Annotated in this window: 13 protein-coding genes; 7 read left to right on the top strand and 6 right to left on the bottom strand. The window is 36.9% G+C overall.

The window, feature by feature from the left end; genetic code table 11:
- Window positions 1–4 precede the first annotated feature (4 nt).
- From ACNFU2_RS02115 to ACNFU2_RS02105, 3 genes are read left to right on the top strand one after another with little or no spacing between them, the layout of a single operon-like run.
- Window positions 5–1,411: a M28 family peptidase gene (locus ACNFU2_RS02115; protein WP_172283340.1), complete on the top strand. Its 1,407-nt coding sequence runs from the start codon at window positions 5–7 to the stop codon at window positions 1,409–1,411.
- A 1-nt stretch (window position 1,412) separates the two neighbouring features.
- Window positions 1,413–2,771: a M20/M25/M40 family metallo-hydrolase gene (locus ACNFU2_RS02110; protein ID WP_306611983.1), complete on the top strand. Its 1,359-nt coding sequence runs from the start codon at window positions 1,413–1,415 to the stop codon at window positions 2,769–2,771.
- 2 nt (window positions 2,772–2,773) lie between these two features.
- Window positions 2,774–4,138: a M28 family peptidase gene (locus ACNFU2_RS02105; protein ID WP_172283343.1), complete on the top strand. Its 1,365-nt coding sequence runs from the start codon at window positions 2,774–2,776 to the stop codon at window positions 4,136–4,138.
- A 126-nt stretch (window positions 4,139–4,264) separates the two neighbouring features.
- Here the strand turns inward: ACNFU2_RS02105 and ACNFU2_RS02100 are convergent, their stop codons facing one another.
- The 4 genes from ACNFU2_RS02100 to ACNFU2_RS02085 form a co-directional block, all read right to left on the bottom strand.
- The gene (locus ACNFU2_RS02100; protein ID WP_306611981.1) at window positions 4,265–5,428 is read right to left on the bottom strand and encodes a retropepsin-like aspartic protease; all 1,164 of its coding nucleotides are present in this window, start codon (window positions 5,426–5,428) and stop codon (window positions 4,265–4,267) included.
- A 188-nt stretch (window positions 5,429–5,616) separates the two neighbouring features.
- Complete coding sequence (locus ACNFU2_RS02095; protein ID WP_306612905.1) at window positions 5,617–6,654, bottom strand: peptidylprolyl isomerase; 1,038 nt, start codon at window positions 6,652–6,654, stop codon at window positions 5,617–5,619.
- A 78-nt stretch (window positions 6,655–6,732) separates the two neighbouring features.
- A complete protein-coding gene (locus tag ACNFU2_RS02090; RefSeq protein WP_172283347.1) occupies window positions 6,733–7,242 on the bottom strand; it encodes a hypothetical protein in 510 nt (169 codons plus the stop codon).
- A 90-nt stretch (window positions 7,243–7,332) separates the two neighbouring features.
- Window positions 7,333–8,406, bottom strand: coding sequence for a branched-chain amino acid aminotransferase (locus tag ACNFU2_RS02085; protein ID WP_172283349.1), 1,074 nt, complete (start codon window positions 8,404–8,406; stop codon window positions 7,333–7,335).
- Between the two features lie 85 nt (window positions 8,407–8,491).
- Between ACNFU2_RS02085 and mnmD the strand changes: the two genes are divergently transcribed.
- Together mnmD and ACNFU2_RS02075 are read left to right on the top strand one after the other, a co-directional pair.
- Window positions 8,492–9,169, top strand: a complete 678-nt coding sequence (gene mnmD / locus ACNFU2_RS02080; protein WP_306611978.1) for a tRNA (5-methylaminomethyl-2-thiouridine)(34)-methyltransferase MnmD — start codon at window positions 8,492–8,494, stop codon at window positions 9,167–9,169.
- Window positions 9,170–9,342: 173 nt separating this feature from the next.
- Window positions 9,343–9,759, top strand: coding sequence for an NUDIX domain-containing protein (locus tag ACNFU2_RS02075; RefSeq protein ID WP_172283353.1), 417 nt, complete (start codon window positions 9,343–9,345; stop codon window positions 9,757–9,759).
- A gap of 13 nt (window positions 9,760–9,772) precedes the next feature.
- Here ACNFU2_RS02075 and ACNFU2_RS02070 read toward each other — a convergent pair whose 3' ends face one another.
- Complete coding sequence (locus ACNFU2_RS02070; RefSeq protein WP_172283355.1) at window positions 9,773–10,477, bottom strand: DUF4294 domain-containing protein; 705 nt, start codon at window positions 10,475–10,477, stop codon at window positions 9,773–9,775.
- A gap of 51 nt (window positions 10,478–10,528) precedes the next feature.
- On the opposite strand from ACNFU2_RS02070, the gene ACNFU2_RS02065 reads away from it, so the two are divergent.
- Window positions 10,529–11,605 carry a M28 family peptidase gene (locus tag ACNFU2_RS02065; RefSeq protein ID WP_418123507.1) on the top strand — a complete coding sequence of 359 codons (1,077 nt, stop codon included), beginning with the start codon at window positions 10,529–10,531 and terminating at the stop codon, window positions 11,603–11,605.
- Between the two features lie 107 nt (window positions 11,606–11,712).
- A complete protein-coding gene (rpe, locus tag ACNFU2_RS02060) occupies window positions 11,713–12,363 on the top strand; it encodes a ribulose-phosphate 3-epimerase (RefSeq protein WP_172283359.1) in 651 nt (216 codons plus the stop codon).
- A gap of 211 nt (window positions 12,364–12,574) precedes the next feature.
- Here rpe and ACNFU2_RS02055 read toward each other — a convergent pair whose 3' ends face one another.
- Window positions 12,575–13,090: a DUF1772 domain-containing protein gene (locus ACNFU2_RS02055; RefSeq protein WP_418123505.1), complete on the bottom strand. Its 516-nt coding sequence runs from the start codon at window positions 13,088–13,090 to the stop codon at window positions 12,575–12,577.
- Window positions 13,091–13,153 lie beyond the last annotated feature (63 nt).

Raw genomic sequence — 13,153 nt, 5'->3', positions numbered from 1 at the left:
AAAAATGAAAAAAATATTCATTATCATACTTCCACTCTTTTTGAGTGGATTTTTATTTTCTCAAAAAAAAACTCAAAAAAAGCCTCAGAAAAAATTAACCACAGCCAAATTCAACTACGCAGATGAATTTAAACAGATCTCTGATGAAATCTTAATCAATGGTACTGCCTACGAGAATTTAGGAGAATTAACTAAAGGTATAGGTCCTCGTTTCAGTGCTACACAGGGTTATACAAAAGCTACAGAATGGGCAGAAAAAAAGCTGAAAGAAGCAGGTGCCGAAAATATATGGAAGCAGGAAGTTAAAGTACCAGTATGGATCAGGGGAAAGGAATCTTTACAGATAAAAACCAACAATGGAGAGTGGAAAAATATCAGAATGCTTTCTTTCGGAAACTCTGAAGGAACAGGCGGTAAAGACCTTACAGCAGATATTTTGCTTGTGAATGATATTCCGGAACTCAATGCTCTTACTTCAGCTCAGGTAAAGGATAAAATCATTTTTGTGAACTCTCCCATTGACCAGAAGATCATCAATACTGTAGATTCCTATCTTATTTCTGCAAAATCTAAATTGCTCTCCGCTTCTGTAATTGGCAAGAAAGGGGCGAAAGGCCTGATCATCCGATCTCTCACTACAGCATCTGATGATGTTCCCCACGCCAAAATGATCTATTATGAACCCGATGACAGAGTAAAAATACCAGCAGTAACCATAGGCGCAAAATCAGCCAATGAACTGGAAAAATTGTTAAAAAAACAGACTGTCAAGGCAAAGCTTAATATGTCTGCAGAATCAAAAGGAGAAACGATCAATCATAATATCATCGGAGAAATTCCGGGAAAGAAAGATTCTAAGGTAATCCTTTTAGGAGCACAGCTGGATTCATGGGATTTTGCAGAAGGAGCTCATGATGACGGCACAGGAGTCGTACAGTGCCTCGAAGTATTAAGAGCAATTAAAGCTTTAGGAATTGATAACAACCACACCATAAGAGTTGTCCTGTACGCCAATAGTGAAAACGGTGGCCAGGGAAGAGAAGGCTACGCTGCTTATGTGAAAAAGAAAGATGAAAAACACATTTTTGCTTTAGGTACGGATTCGGGAGGCTACTCTCCAAGAGGGTTTTCATTGGATATGGCTCCACAGCGAAGAAGATTGATATTTGATTGGAAAAACTATTTTCTCCCTTATGGAGTGTATGATTTCGATCAAACCTACGCTATACAAGACATTTCACCATTAAAAAAACTGGATATCCCACTTGCGGAATTAGTCGTAGATACTCAGCGTTATTTTGACTACCACCACTCTTCCGAAGATACTTTTGATAAAGTAAACAAAAGAGAGCTTCTCCTAGGAGCTGTCGCTATGACACAAATGATTTTCATGATTGATAAAAATTGGTAATATGAAAAAATTAATAGAAACCACATTAGCTCTCTTAAGCATAGCAACATATGCTCAGGCCCAGGGAGATTCAATACAATTCAGTAAAATTTCCACGGAAATTCTAAATAATGGAAAAGGATATGAAGAACTCAGAGATCTAACACAAAATATTGGAAATCGTTTAAGTGGTTCGGAAGCCTACGAAAAGTCGGTACAATGGGCAGCGAAAGAACTTCGCAATGCCGGGGCAGATAAAGTATGGCTGCAGGAAGTTAGGATTCCAGTCTGGAAAAGGGGAAAAGAGTCTTTATATATAAAAGCCGGTTCAGGAAAGCCCCAAAGCCTCAAAATGCTTTCTTTGGGAAACTCTGAAGGAACAGGAGGAAAAGATGTTTCCGGAGAAATCGTTATGGTCAAATCATTGGAAGAATACGAGCAGCTTCCGGCTGAAAAAGTAAAAGGTAAGATCGTTTTCTTTAACCATCCTTTTGATCAGAATTATGTACAGACTTTCATAGCTTACAGGGATGTCGGTGCTTACAGACGCTCTGCGGCCGCACTTACCGCAAAGAAAGGGGGTAAATTTGCAATCGTCCGTTCTTTGTCTTCTGCATTGGACGATGTTCCGCATACCGGAGGCATGAAATATGAGGATAATATTGAAAAGATTCCCGCAGTTTGTATAGGAAATACAACTGCAGATCAACTGGAAGAACTTTTAAAAACCCAGAAAGTGATTGCAACACTCAATTCTAACTGTGGGATGAAGGGAGAAAAACTTTCTCACTCTGTTATTGGGGAGATTACCGGTAAAAAAGACCAAAACGTAATTGTTGTAGGTGGCCATCTGGATTCCTGGGATGTGGGCCAGGGTGCTCATGATGATGGAGCCGGAATCGTACAGAGTATAGAAGTCTTAAGGACATTTAAAAAATTAGGAATTCAAAATAATCATACCATAAGAGCAGTTTGTTTTGCGAATGAAGAAAATGGAACCAAAGGAGGCAAACAATATGGAAAAACTGCAAAAGAGACCAATGAGAAACACCTTTTTGCAATAGAGTCTGATGCAGGAGGATTTAGCCCAAGAGGAATATCCTTAGAAATGGATGATATTAAAAGAAAACAGATCCAGGGTTGGGTTAATTTATTTTTACCCTATGGCGTTTATAATTTTGATGGAAAATATTCAGGATCCGACATCGCTCCTCTCCATGAGATGGGAGTACCTACAGCTGAGCTGGTTCCCGATCCTCAAAGGTATTTTGACATCCACCATACGGAAGAAGATACTTTTGAGAAGGTAAATCGCAGGGAACTGCTTCTGGGATCCGTAGTAATGACACAACTTATTTATATGATTGATAAAAACTGGTAGACATGAAAAAAATAGTAAGCACATCTTTATTCCTTTTAAGTATGACCTTGTTTGGTCAGGTAAAAGTAAAAGAAGATTCAATACAATTCAGTACAATATCCAAAGAGATCCTTAACAACGGAAAAGGATATACAGAGCTAAGAGACCTGACCAAAAACATTGGCCATCGTTTAAGTGGCTCGGTGGCTTATGAAAAAGCAGTTCAGTGGGCAGCGCAGAAGCTGCGTGATGCCGGAGCTGATAAGGTATGGCTTCAGGAAGTTACCATTCCTGTCTGGGAACGAGGAAAAGAATCTTTAAAGATCACAGCAAACAGTGGCCGATGGAAGACCCTTAAAATGCTTTCTTTAGGAAATTCTGAAGGTACGGGCGGAAAAGATGTTTCCGGAGAAGTCATTATGGTAAAATCCATGGAGGAATACGATCGTCTTCCTGCTGAGAAAGTAAAAGACAAGATCGTGTTTTTTAATTATCCTTTCAGTCAATCGTTTATAGAAACTTTCAGAGGTTATGGGGATGCTGCTAAGTATAGAGTAACTGCCGCAGCTTTAACGGCTAAGAAAGGGGGCAGATTTGCCATTATCCGTTCTCTTTCATCAGCTTTTGACGATATTCCTCACACGGGTGCTATGCGATACGAAGATAATGTAGACAAAGTACCGGCTGTTGCAATCGGAAATACAACAGCGGATGAACTGGAACAACTTTTAAAAACCCAAAAGGTATTGGCTACTTTGAATTCCAACTGTGGAATGAAAGGAGAAAAGCTCTCCCACTCTGTTATCGGGGAAATAACAGGTAAAAAAGATAAAAGCGTAATCGTTGTCGGTGGACATCTGGATTCCTGGGATGTGGGCGAAGGCGCTCATGATGACGGAGCCGGAATTGTACAGAGTATAGAAGTTTTGAGAACATTTAAAAAATTGGGTATTCAAAACAACCATACGATCCGGGTAGTATGTTTCGCCAACGAAGAAAACGGATTAAAAGGTGGCTTACAATATGGAAAAACCGCTAAAGACACCAATGAAAAGCACCTTTTTGCTATAGAATCCGATGCCGGAGGTTTCAGTCCAAGAGGAGTTGCTCTGGAGATGGATGATGCAAAAAGAAATCAGATCAAAGGCTGGGCTCCATTATTCCTCCCTTACGGAGTTTATAATTTTGAAGGAAAATACTCCGGGGCTGATATTTCTCCCCTTCATGCTATGGGAGTACCTACAGCAGAATTGGTTCCGGATTCTCAGCGGTATTTTGATATTCATCATACTCATGAAGATACTTTCGAAAAAGTAAACCGGAGAGAATTGCTGCTGGGAGCGGTAACAATGACCCAACTTATTTATATGATCGATAAGAACTGGTAATATATAAAAAAACCGCCGTACGGCGGTTTTTTTATTTTATGTACTATTGGAAGTTCATTATTTACCGTAACGAAAAACCAGGTTATTTGATTAGTTATCGAAATATTTAAGGTAGACTGTTTGTACCTATTTTAGAAATTCTTTTTTATCAACTCTCAGATCCATAATATTACCGGCTCTTTTTACTCTGATTCCAATAGTTTTATAATCCCTCTCCACCCGATTCATCATATAATGGCAAGCAGATTCTTTATTCAAATGATCCAGATCCACATCATTTATGCTTAAGATTGAATCACCAATTTCCAAAGAGGAACTTTCTCCTTTAAATATAAATGCAACAACCGGCTTGGTATCAATAAAACGGTATCCAAAACCAAAAGATTCCAGTGTTGGCGGATCATTTTTAATCTTCTTCATGTAAATCTTTTTATTCTGCCAGTCCATTATAAATGCAAAGTCTTTGAAAAAATCATTTCCTATTAATCTTGAATTTCCGGTCATGACCATTTCATTATCAAAGATTCTGTTTCCTAAACCTAATGCAGGCATTTTAAAAATAAATCCTGGGACCGGCTTTCCTGCCCCAAAGGCCCCCACAGAACTAATTCCGTAAGTTTCAACATATTGTTTTATCTTTTTTTGATCATAATCACTTTCTAAAATCTTAAGCCTTCCTGTAAATCCGGTATCAAAAGTAAGCCTGATGTTTTTATCTAAAATTTTAGTTTCCACGACCGGTGTTTTCTGATTTTGTGAATCAAAGGGGACTACAGTTTCATAATCATCGAACTTAAAGTTCGAAAGATCTTTTGTCGCTTCAAGCAAATTTTCAGAATAATTCACTTTCCAGAAAAGTTTTGCCATCTGATTAGCACCAATAATACCATCAATTTTAAAACAGCCAAGCTCAGAACCATTCAGGTCCATTACAATAGCACCTATATTTTTAAAAACCACATTATCAACAGTCATTTCCGGTAATTTTGTGAAAATCTGTTCCTGCTTATTTTTCTGGGAATCCTTTACTTTACTGGTATGCTCTTTCTGTAGATTGAGCTCAGTATAAATGGTATTGGAAATAACGGTAGGGGCACCGGAATCAAACAAAAAATTATACAATTTCCCATTAATGTTCACCTTTACAAGTGGTAAATCATTAATAAAATTCAGATTAATTTTCTCAACAGGCTGTGTCAATTGTACTTCTCCACTTTCAAAGAATCGCTTTCCCTGAGCTGAAATCATTATTAAAATAAAAAGGAAAAATAAGGAGAATACTTGCTTCATTAAATTATTTTGAGCTAAAATAGTAATTTTACCGTTGATCACGAAATAAAAACACGATCCTGCTCATATAGTTCTACATGGACTTATCTTGCTAAAAGAGTTGGTTTCCCATCCTTAAATTAATTGTGTTTTTATCCCAATAAAAAAAGCCGACTAAAAAGCCGGCTTTTCCTATAATGGTATTTGAATTATTTCACTTTTACAAGCTCAACATCGAAAACTAACCATGCATTTGGTGGAATAACACCTCCTGCCCCTCTTTCTCCATAACCCATTGCAGGCGGGATCAATAAGGTAGCTGTTTCACCTTCTTTCAGTAACAGGATTCCTTCATCCCATCCTTTGATTACTCTACCCATTCCGATTGGAATTTCGATCGGCTCATTTCTTTTAAAAGAAGAATCGAATTCACTACCGTCTACCAATTTACCTGCATAGTGTACAGATACATTGTCTCCTGATTTCGGAGTTTTTCCATCCGTAGTCTTCGTAATTTTATAATATAATCCGGATTCAGTTTTCTGCATTCCCGCTTTAAGGTTTTCTATCATCTTCTCCTGATTAGCCTTAAATTCTTCTTCTTTTTTCTTTCTCTCAGCTTCTTCTTTTGCTAAATAAGCCTTGTTGTTTTCCTGAATCTTAGCTTTTCCTTCATTGAAAGTTTTAGCCGGATCATAATTCTTATATTCATCCCCTTTACTGAAAACATTCACCTTCTCTAAAACAACATCTGTTTTAGGTTTATCCTGAGGTCCTTTTTCAACATTAGCGATGGCATCAATTACCTCTTCTCCTTTTACTACTTTTCCGAAGATTGTGTGTTTTCCATCCAACCAAGGAGTAGCTACTTCTGTAATGAAAAACTGAGATCCGTTTGAATTAGGTCCTGAGTTAGCCATTGATAAAATACCTTTTCCTGTATGGCGAAGGTCGTTTCTCTCATCTTCGAATTTATATCCTGGATCTCCCATTCCGGTTCCCTGAGGATCTCCCCCCTGGATCATGAAATCCTTGATCACTCTATGGAAAATAGTTCCATCATAAAAAGGAACTCCTTTAGCTTTAGATTTGTTATCAATTTTCCCTTCTGCAAGACCAACAAAGTTAGCTACAGTAACAGGCGATTTTTTGTCTTCAAACTTTACAATAAGGTTTCCTTTTGAAGTTTGAAGATTAGCATAAAGTCCGTCTTTAAGACCTTCGTAAGTTTCTTTGTCTACGTTCATTTTTTTATAAATTGGTGTACAACTCATCAGCGATATACTTGCCGCTGCCAGAATTATATTCTTGTTAAACAATTTCATTTATTGAGCTTTTAATTTTATGATTAATGGGATGTCGTTATCTATTTTTTTTTCGTCTCCATAAGTACCATACGCCAGAGAAGATGGAACCAAAATCGTAACTTCCTCACCATCGTGTATAAAACGCAAAGCATTTTCTACCGCTTTTAATTCATCAAAGTGCCCGAATTTGGCATCTCTTCTTTCAACAGGCTGATCATAGATCTTGGTCTGATCAAAATCATAAAGATCATAAGAATAAGAGATCAGGGAATTATCCGGTCTCCTCTCTCTTGTATCAAAACCTTCAGCATTGACCCAATAGTTGAGTTGGGTAGGATAAAATTTCACCGGCTGATTTTTGATCCACTCCTGAATATGCATTCTTTCCGAAGCGTTAAGGTTTTTCATCCTTGCTTTCGAAATATCCAGATCTTTCTGGCTCAAAACCCCACCCAATGGCGGATGAGCCTGTGAATTCCTGTTACAGCTCAGCAATCCCAATACTGATATGAAGAGTAATTTTTTCATAAACTTTTGCGAAAATAAGCATTTCACAGGATATAATAAACAAAAAAAGCCAAGAATATCTTGGCTTTTATATAATTTTCAAAGTAGAAATTAAACGGTTTCCAACACATTTTTTTCTACCAACACTCTCCATCCGAACGAATCATCCGAAAGATTCGTCTGTATGCTTACCAAATCATTTTTAAGGATTGCTGCAAAGCTTTCTTCATCAGATAATTTTGGTAAATCCAGTTTTTCACCCTGGTATCCTAATGCCTGGAAAATAGTTGTAACAACAGCAGTTCCAACCCCCCAAACTTCTTTCAATGTACCATTCTTCTGCGCTTCAATTACAGCTTTTACAGGTATTGGCTCCACTTTCACTTCAATTCCTCTTTTTTTAGCCAATTGAATGAAACTGTCTCTTGTAACTCCGTCCAGGATCTTTTCTGAAGTAGGAGGAGTAAATACAGTATCGTTGATTCTTACGAAAACGTTCATTGTTCCGCTTTCCTCAAAATATTCGTGAGTAGCATCATCCGTCCAGATGATCTGATCATATCCTTCTTCTATTGCCAGCTGAGTAGGATAAAATGATGCAGCATAATTTCCTGCAGCTTTTGCAGATCCTACACCTCCGTTAGCAGCTCTTGAATAATGATCGGAAATTTTTACTGAAACAGGTTCAGTATAATAACTTTTTGCAGGTGTTGCAACAATTGCAAACATATATTTTTCTGCTACTCTTGCTTTTAAAGCTTCTTCAGTAGCAAAAATCAAAGGTCTGATGTACAAAGACATTCCTTCTCCCTGAGGGATCCAGTTTCTATCGATATCTACCAATGCTTTCAGACCATCTAAAAACATTTCTTCCGTTACCTCAGGCATTGCAAGACGCTTAGCCGATTTATTGATACGTTCAAAATTCTTTTCAGGCCTGAATAGGAAAACCTGTCCCTCCTGATCTTTATAAGCTTTCATTCCTTCGAAACAAGCTTGTCCGTAATTTACCCCCATCATTGCAGGTGTAAAGGCTAAAGGCCCATAAGGCACCAATTTTACGTCCCCCCACTTTCCATTCTCATACTCACATATTACCATATGGTCTATGAAAGTATTCCCAAAAGAAAAATTATTTGGGTCGAATGATGAAAGTCTGGAATTCTCAGTTTTTTGAATTATCATTTCTAAAATTTTTTATGATGTTCTACAAATTTAACATAATTTTCTAAATATAAAAATTTTAGACTAAATTTGACAAAAAAATAGGGTGAAACGAGAGATAAAGACCACAAACGACGGAAGTAAAACACTGTTTATCAATGAATTAAATGAAAACTACCATTCTCATCACGGAGCATTACAAGAAGCCGAACACGTGTTTATCAATAATGGACTAATTTTGATAAATGATTACGAAATTAATATTTTAGAACTCGGTTTGGGGACAGGTTTGAATGTTTTGGTTACAATTAATGAATATTTAAAAACTGATAAAAATCATGTCATCAACTATTTTTCTCTGGAAAAATATCCCATAAATGAATCGGAAATTAAAGATTTGGCCTATTTTGAACTTTTTGATAACATTGAATTCAAAGAAATTTATCATAAAATTCATGCTGCAGAATGGGAAAAATCAGTAGAAATAGTTAAAAATTTTAATTTAAAAAAAATAAAATGTGATTTTTTTGAATTAAAAAACATTGATTTACCTAAAATAAACCTTGTATACTACGATTGTTTTGGTGCGCGCGTACAACCTGATCTATGGGAAAAACCATTATTTGAGATGGTTTCAGACAAAATGAATGTGAACGGATTATTAACAACCTACTCTTCCAAAGGAAGTGTCCGAAGAATCCTTCAGGAACTTAATTTTACTGTAGAGAAGAAACAAGGTCCGCCGGGGAAAAGGGAAATGCTGAATGCCATAAAGAGAGGGTGATCAATAGAAAATCGGAAGCCTGAGGTTTGGTAATTATAAGAATTGCGGATCAGAGGTTCAGGATTTACAACATCTGAGATCTTATGATCCACCTTTCATTTTTCAGCTTTCAACTTTCAATTCACTTCTTTTTTTTCACAAATTTCCTTAATTTAGCTATACAAAATATATATATGATAGATAAGATCAACGTCAGAGTATATGCCTGTGCGATAAAGGAAAAAAAAGTACTTACCTTATTTGAAGAATATGCCGGAGACCAGCTTGTAAAATTTCCGGGAGGAGGTTTGGAGTACGGAGAAGGATTACTGGAATGTCTCCACCGGGAGTTTGATGAAGAGCTCAATGTAAAAATAGATATCGTGGAACACTTCTATACACAAGAAGATTTTTTAGTATCCCGTTTCAGAGAAAATGAACAACTCCTTACCATATATTATATAGTTAATATTATCAACGAAGAAGATTTCCTTATTCTGGATCCTTGTATAGAAAAAACGGAATGGATCGATATCAACAGACCGGACAATCCATTTCCTTTACCCATTGATCAAATCGTATTTGATAAACTGAAAGAAAAATACCTGTAATTACTTACAGGTATTATTTTTTTATTTTAAAATCACCGGCTCCCGGATATGGCTGAAGATAGCCAGAATTCCAGTTGGATTGTAATAGTGATTCTATGAATTCATCTGTTCTGTTTCTATGAGGGTCATATTGATCTTTAAGATCGATACTGGCCATTTTACCTTTAACATTCCACCAGAAAGCGCTCCACCCTCCCCTTAGTTCTTTAATAATCTCATAAACATTCTTTCCTGTCGCCCTGTTCATAAGCTTGGCAAAAACCTGACCTTCTGTTGTTGTAAGATCGCGTAACTGCTTTTCGTACTGATCAGCCAGGATATTCTGACGGTCCCTTACATATTTTCTTTTTGCCTTACTGTCGAGATTGGTCATTTCTTTCTGAATATCCCTGTACTGTTGTAAAGCTGCTACAAATAAAGGATATACCCTGTATAGTTTTTTATTTAGAAAATAATAATAATTCCTGTCCAGCTGGTTATTGAATTTAGGTTTGTTGAGAAGGACAAGTTCATCCATCACAACAACTGTCTCTCCATTTATTTCATAGAATTTGGCTTTCTGTCTTTCATCATAGTAATATTTATTTCCAAATTCATCTACTTTTAACTCCTCCGGAGGGTATTGGCTCAGGGGTTTAGCAATAATAGAATCCGTTTGTCCAAAAACACCAATCCCAAAAAAGAAAAGAAAAAGACAAAAAATCTTGCTAAAATTCATTATTTTTACGCGTATTAGAGCTAATATTGAACGCAAAAATCATTCCTTTTTATGAAATTTGAAAAGAAATCTTTAAAATTTTTAGAAAAATACCTAAATACATCATCTCCGACGGGTTACGAGCACAAAGGACAGGAAGTCTGGATGGATTATATCAGACCTTATGTAGACAAAATTGAAGTTGATCACTATGGAACCTGCTATGGAATTATCAATCCTGAAGCTGAATTCAAGGTAGTCATTGAAGCGCATGCTGATGAGATCTCGTGGTATGTGAATTATATTACGGACGACGGATTAATTTATGTAATAAGAAACGGAGGTTCCGACCAAACGATAGCTCCTTCAAAAGTAGTTCATATCCATGGAGAAAACGGGATTGTAAAGGGTGTGTTCGGATGGCCTGCAATTCACACCCGCAGCAATAATCAAAATGAGCCTACTCCTAAAATTGAAAATATCTTCATCGATTGTGGAGCAACTTCTAAAAAAGAAGTTGAAGAAATGGGTATCTATGTAGGATGTATGATTACTTATCCTGACGAATTCTTCGAAATGAATAATCGCTATTTCGTGTGCAGGGCTTTAGATAACAGAATCGGTGGATTTATGATTGCAGAAGTAGCCAGATTATTAAAAGAAAATAAAAAAACAATTCCTTTCGGTCTGTACATTACAAATTCTGTTCAGGAAGAAGTAGGCTTGTACGGTGCAGATATGATTGCCGATACTATAAAGCCCAACATCGCCATCGTGACAGATGTAACACATGATACAACCACTCCTATGATCGAGAAGAAAAAAGAAGGTGATCAGAAGTGTGGTAACGGGCCGGTGATTTTCTTTGCTCCAAGTGTGCATCATACCATCAGAGAACTGATTATAGATACTGCAAAAACAAAGAAAATCCCAATCCAAAGAGCTGCAGCCAGCAGATCTACAGGAACGGATACTGATGCATTCGCCCATTCTAATGGTGGTGTTCCCAGTGCATTGATTTCATTACCTTTGCGGTATATGCACACAACAGTAGAAATGGTTTCAAAAGAAGATGTAGGAAACGTGATCTCCCTTATCTATGAAACTATTTTAAAGATCCAGCCGGAAATGAAATTGAAATACCACTAATAAAGACATCAGATAAAAGATGTCAGATGTCAGACTTTAAAAAAAACAGGTCTGATATCTGGTGTCTGGCATCTGATATCTTTAATAAATCTAATATAAAAGTAAAAATGAAAACTAAGCTAATTGCTCCTTCCCTTTTATCAGCAGACTTCGGGAATCTGCAAAGAGATATTGAAATGTTGAACAATTCTCAGGCAGACTGGTTCCATATTGACGTGATGGATGGGAGATTTGTACCGAACATTTCATTTGGTTTTCCTGTAATGAAAACGGTTCAGAAGCATGCCAAAAAATTTGTTGATGTTCATTTAATGATCGTTGAACCGGAAAAATATGTTGAGGAATTTATTGACCACGGAGCAGATTTGATTTCTGTACATTATGAAGCTTGCACGCACCTGCACAGAACGATCCACCTTATTCAGAGCAGAGGCGCTAAGGCAGGAGTTGTACTGAATCCTTCCACTCCGGTTCTAATGCTGGAAGATATCATAGCAGATGTAGATCTGGTATTGTTGATGAGTGTAAATCCAGGATTCGGGGGACAAAAATTTATTGAGAACACCTATAAGAAGATTGCTGAGACCAAAGACCTGATCTTAACCAATAATTCCACTGCTCTTATTGAAGTGGATGGTGGTGTTAACCTAGATAATGCATCGAAATTATTCGAAGCAGGCGCAGATGTTCTGGTGGCAGGAAATGCTGTTTTCTCTTCTGAAAATCCTGAGAGAACAATTGAGCTGTTAAAAATTTAAGTAACGTCTCATTATTGAACCTATATAAAAAGGCAGCCCTTCAGGCTGCCTTAATTCGTTGAAAATCTGAGCTTACGATGGTTATTAGTTTCAGTCATTCAGACTTTAGCTTAGATTTTCGTTGTTCTATGCTTGTGTAAAGATGCTAATAAAACACAATACCGTGCATCCGTAAAAATACGGAATTTGCATTAAGTACTAATACTGAACATTATTTCGTTTTAGCCCATATACAGGCACAAATAACCAGAACAATACTGATGGTAGAACATATTGACCTGATGTTATTGAGAAGGTTCCATCTGTTTTCAAAAGCTTCACGCACTTTTTTTAATGCTTCGGCAGTAGCATCTCCGATATTAAACTGATCCAATTGATCATTCATAGGTACATTACCTACCACAGTAACCCCGAAAACGCCAACCAGATAAATTATTGTAGCCAATAAAAGCAAGAGAAAAGACGGATGCTGCCCTCTGAATATATAAGTACAAATAGGAAGCATCGCTGCCGTTCCCATAAAACTCAGGAAGAAGACCGGATTGAGAATTTCACGGTTTATAGACTGCATTGCTTTCAGGTACTCCATGTCGGATAGTTTCCCTAATCCCAGTACAACCGAGCAGGAATAAGCATAAAATAATCCTGCAATAAGGGCTGTAAGTGTTCCAGTAATGATCAGAATAAGTGTTGTCATTTTCATGTCTTTTGTTTTGGTGATTATCATTTTGTTTATTTTATAAAATTAGCTTTATTCTGAATACAATCACTCACAAAATGAATATGCGCT

This window comes from Chryseobacterium sp. PTM-20240506 (assembly GCF_048296755.1).
GTDB lineage: Bacteria > Bacteroidota > Bacteroidia > Flavobacteriales > Weeksellaceae > Chryseobacterium > Chryseobacterium proteolyticum.
Note: the sequence above shows the minus strand (reverse complement) of the source record. Positions and strands in the feature narration are given on the sequence as shown.

Coding starts and splice junctions, on each gene's coding strand:
- ACNFU2_RS02115 (WP_172283340.1), top strand. CDS start 5: ATGAAAAAAATATTCATTATCATACTTCCACTCTTTTTGAGTGGATTT.
- ACNFU2_RS02110 (WP_306611983.1), top strand. CDS start 1,413: ATGAAAAAATTAATAGAAACCACATTAGCTCTCTTAAGCATAGCAACA.
- ACNFU2_RS02105 (WP_172283343.1), top strand. CDS start 2,774: ATGAAAAAAATAGTAAGCACATCTTTATTCCTTTTAAGTATGACCTTG.
- ACNFU2_RS02100 (WP_306611981.1), bottom strand. CDS start 5,428: ATGAAGCAAGTATTCTCCTTATTTTTCCTTTTTATTTTAATAATGATT.
- ACNFU2_RS02095 (WP_306612905.1), bottom strand. CDS start 6,654: ATGAACGTAGACAAAGAAACTTACGAAGGTCTTAAAGACGGACTTTAT.
- ACNFU2_RS02090 (WP_172283347.1), bottom strand. CDS start 7,242: ATGAAAAAATTACTCTTCATATCAGTATTGGGATTGCTGAGCTGTAAC.
- ACNFU2_RS02085 (WP_172283349.1), bottom strand. CDS start 8,406: ATGATAATTCAAAAAACTGAGAATTCCAGACTTTCATCATTCGACCCA.
- ACNFU2_RS02075 (WP_172283353.1), top strand. CDS start 9,343: ATGATAGATAAGATCAACGTCAGAGTATATGCCTGTGCGATAAAGGAA.
- ACNFU2_RS02070 (WP_172283355.1), bottom strand. CDS start 10,477: ATGAATTTTAGCAAGATTTTTTGTCTTTTTCTTTTCTTTTTTGGGATT.
- ACNFU2_RS02065 (WP_418123507.1), top strand. CDS start 10,529: ATGAAATTTGAAAAGAAATCTTTAAAATTTTTAGAAAAATACCTAAAT.
- rpe (WP_172283359.1), top strand. CDS start 11,713: ATGAAAACTAAGCTAATTGCTCCTTCCCTTTTATCAGCAGACTTCGGG.
- ACNFU2_RS02055 (WP_418123505.1), bottom strand. CDS start 13,090: ATGATAATCACCAAAACAAAAGACATGAAAATGACAACACTTATTCTG.